This is a genomic window from Ruegeria sp. HKCCD6119 (genome assembly GCF_013110585.1).
In the GTDB taxonomy this organism is placed as follows: Bacteria; Pseudomonadota; Alphaproteobacteria; order Rhodobacterales; family Rhodobacteraceae; genus Ruegeria.
The window spans coordinates 1-2,282 of sequence record NZ_WVQV01000025.1 but is presented as its reverse complement, the minus strand read 5'-3'; the positions used below and the strand labels follow the sequence as shown (position 1 = coordinate 2,282).

Genomic DNA, 2,282 nt, shown 5'->3' with positions numbered 1-2,282 from the left:
CAAGGCCGAGGTCGCAGACCTCTGCGCCAAATTCCCGATCTATCCGAACCTGTAAGACGAAGGACCCGAACCTATGAGCTTTCATTCCATTGACCAAGCCCCAGCACGCCTGAACCGAAGTGAATTGGCCGTGCCCGGCAGCCAACCCGGAATGTTCGAAAAGGCAGCCAAATCCGATGTAGACGTCATTTTCCTTGATCTGGAAGACGCCGTCGCGCCCGATGAAAAGGAACAGGCCCGCAGGAACATCATTCAGGCGCTGAACGACATCGATTGGGGTAACAAGACCATGTCGGTTCGGATCAACGGTCTGGACACGCATTACATGTACCGCGACGTCGTCGATGTGGTCGAACAGGCGGGTGAACGGCTGGACCTGATCATGATCCCCAAGGTCGGGACAGCCGCAGATGTGTATGCGGTCGACATGCTGGTGACCCAGATCGAAGACGCCAAGGGTTACAAAAAACGGATCGGGTTCGAACACATCATCGAAACCGCGCTTGGCATGCAGAATGTCAGTGAGATTGCGGCAGCATCCAAGCGCAATGAAAGCTTGCACTTCGGTGTGGCCGACTATGCGGCCTCGACCCGTGCGCGAACCACGATCATCGGTGGTGTGAACCCGGACTACTCTGTTTTGACCGATGCGGACCCCGAGGACGGTCGCCAGACCCATTGGGGTGACATGTGGCATTATGCTCTGGCCCGCATGGTGGTTGCGGCGCGCGCCAACGGGCTGCGTCCGATTGATGGGCCTTTTGGCGATTTTCAGGACCCGGACGGTTACAAGGCCGCCGCAAAACGTGCCGCCGTTCTGGGTTGCGAGGGCAAATGGGCCATTCACCCAAGCCAGATCGCGCTGGCGAACGAGGTGATGTCGCCGTCCGACGCCGAGGTCATCAAGGCGCAGCGAATTCTTGTTGCCATGGCCGAGGCCGAGGCAGACGGAAAAGGCGCCGTTTCGCTGGATGGTCGACTGATTGATTACGCCTCCATCCGTCAGGCCGAAGTGCTGGTGGAAAAGGCAAGCCAGATTGCTGCGGCGTGAACCAAACCAGTGTTGCGTGGGCAAACTGCCCACGCGATGTCATCGCCGGTTGCGCAAGCCGAAGAAGTGCTAGGATCCTTCCGGCGCCATCGAACCCGTGAACCGACGGTCCCGGACATCATCCGGGCTGGTTTTGTAGCAGCGTTGAAACGCACGTTTCAATGCGACGGGCGATGAAAAACCGGTGGCTGCCGAGATTTCGATCTGCGACATGTTCGTGAACTGCAACAGGTTCTGCGCCCTTTCCAGACGAAGCTCCTTGTACGTGGAAAGAAGCTTTGCTCCGGTTTTGCTCAGGAACCGTCGTTGCAGCTGCCGCGTCGAGGTTTTGAGCAAACGGGAAAGATCGGAGATCGTCAGAGGATCTTCGATGTTCTCCTGCATCGCATCCAAAGTGCGCACCACCAGAAGATCGCCTTTTGCCTTGTGCACCAACCGGGCGGCCAACCTGCTTTCGTGTTTTTGCGTAGGTTCGGTCAGGCCGATATAGCTGCGCAATGCGTCCGCAATATGCTCTCCGTGATCCAAGGACACGAATTCGGACAACAACCGCAACGCGCTCAGTCTGCTGGTCGCGCTGTGGGGGTGCCCGTCGGCGGCCAGATTGGTTGCCGCACCGCAGCTTTCCAATCCGCTTTCCAGCGCGGCCGCGGCAAAGTTCGGGTGAACCGCGACGATGTTTCGGCCCGCTCTGCCCAGTTGCACCAGCAACAGGACAGCTCCACCGACCAGAACGGTCCTTGAAGACAGGTTGAGAACTTGCGAAATCCAGCTTCTGCGCGAACCGGAGACGTCCCAGTTGTTCTCCAGGTCGCCCCAGAATATCGCCGTCCGACCTGCCCAATAAAGAGGCCCGCCAACCGAGTCATTTCCGGACACCCGGAGATTGACGACGTAAGAGCAGTTTTCGACCAGGCTGTTCAGAGCGTGATAGAACTCGACGACGATCTCGGCCGATGCCAGCGCCCGGGTGTCGCTGAGGATAACATCGATGTGTTTTATTCTTTCGGGCACCTCCGGCCCGGTCTTTGCCAGGTCGGCGCGATCATTTGCGAGGACATAGTGTTTCATTGTTCCTCCATCGAATTGACGAGAGGCAGCGCCTCGCTGGACGCTGCCCTCATTTTCGGATTTCAATCCGCCAGGGCAAACCGCGGATTGCTACGCCCGGTTCCCTATTCCGCGGCGTCTGCGTATGCGTCCATTGGGGGGCATGTGCAGACGAGGTTTC

At 58.3% G+C, this 2,282-nt stretch carries 2 protein-coding genes; one reads left to right on the top strand and one right to left on the bottom strand.

From position 1 onward, the window contains the following. Positions 1-73: 73 nt before the first annotated feature. Positions 74-1,051 (top strand): CoA ester lyase, encoded by a 978-nt coding sequence (locus tag GS611_RS20985; RefSeq protein ID WP_171638647.1) that lies wholly within the window; start codon positions 74-76, stop codon positions 1,049-1,051. 69 nt (positions 1,052-1,120) lie between these two features. Here the strand turns inward: GS611_RS20985 and GS611_RS20980 are convergent, their stop codons facing one another. Then, positions 1,121-2,122 (bottom strand): helix-turn-helix domain-containing protein, encoded by a 1,002-nt coding sequence (locus GS611_RS20980; protein ID WP_171638646.1) that lies wholly within the window; start codon positions 2,120-2,122, stop codon positions 1,121-1,123. Positions 2,123-2,282: the final 160 nt, after the last annotated feature.

Excerpts from the sequence above, each read along its gene's own strand:
- GS611_RS20980 (WP_171638646.1), bottom strand. The coding sequence starts at position 2,122 with ATGAAACACTATGTCCTCGCAAATGATCGCGCCGACCTGGCAAAGACC.
- GS611_RS20985 (WP_171638647.1), top strand. The coding sequence starts at position 74 with ATGAGCTTTCATTCCATTGACCAAGCCCCAGCACGCCTGAACCGAAGT.